At 47.5% G+C, this 807-nt stretch carries 1 protein-coding gene and 1 pseudogene; both read right to left on the bottom strand.

Annotation, left to right across the window (positions count from 1 at the left end):
* On the bottom strand, window positions 1–99 hold a 99-nt coding region (locus BLL38_RS30010; RefSeq protein ID WP_130898222.1), incomplete at its 3' end, for a helix-turn-helix domain-containing protein.
* A gap of 45 nt (window positions 100–144) precedes the next feature.
* Window positions 145–651: pseudogene (locus tag BLL38_RS30005) on the bottom strand (VOC family protein); the annotation flags it as partial.
* Between the last annotated feature and the right edge of the window lie 156 nt (window positions 652–807).

Below are 807 nucleotides of genomic sequence, written 5' to 3'. Positions count from 1 at the left end.
TCGGTTGATCAAGCAGGCAATCCTGCGCAAGCTGAGGCCTTGGGCATGACTAACTTGAATGGTGGCACGCTCTTCAACGCTGAGTTCGGAATAAGACATAGGGCAGCACCGTACCGGAAAGGTCAGGTGTTGCACTCAGTTTTTGCCGCCGCCCCAAATAAGCTCAGGACGGTGCTGATGACAGATAAAATTTGAGGTATCTGGAAGTTCGGAGTCAATGAATAGACCCAGTGATACGACAGCCTCGTCATGTCGGCCATCAGGCAGAGTCATACGACGACGGAAATCTATACGCCCCTGGCTCTCCAAGCCTTCTTCTACCAGTCGCTTATGATCTGAGTCTGCATCTTTGCTATGTAGGGCGACTAGAGAGACCCCTTCCTCGCCGCGTGCCAAAAACTCTCCAAGCTGACGTCCAAAACAAAATCCATTAACTGAATTGATACCAAATTTTGAAGCATCATCAATCCCAATAAGTTCGATGAAATTATTTTTAAACATCATTAGAGAAGTAACACTACCCCAAGGATGATAGCTCACGGGGGAAGGAAAAAAACCCAGCCTGCGATACCTCTCAAGCGCATCGGAGTGATTGCGGACAGTAACCAATGGATGGTCGATACCAAGAGGAAATTGATCTGCCGCTATCATAAAAAACTCCGAAATTAATTGATCAGCTACTAGGCTCTGTACGTAAACCCAAGAAATACGATTTTCTGTAAAATACACCGCCATTAAAGCCAGGAGGCCAAGATGGCAAAGCGGTATGAACTCCCCGACGCAGCCTGGGATCTGGTTGCAGATATC

This window comes from Pseudomonas gessardii, from assembly GCF_001983165.1.
Lineage (GTDB): Bacteria > Pseudomonadota > Gammaproteobacteria > Pseudomonadales > Pseudomonadaceae > Aquipseudomonas > Aquipseudomonas gessardii.
Note: the sequence above shows the minus strand (reverse complement) of the source record. Positions and strands in the feature narration are given on the sequence as shown.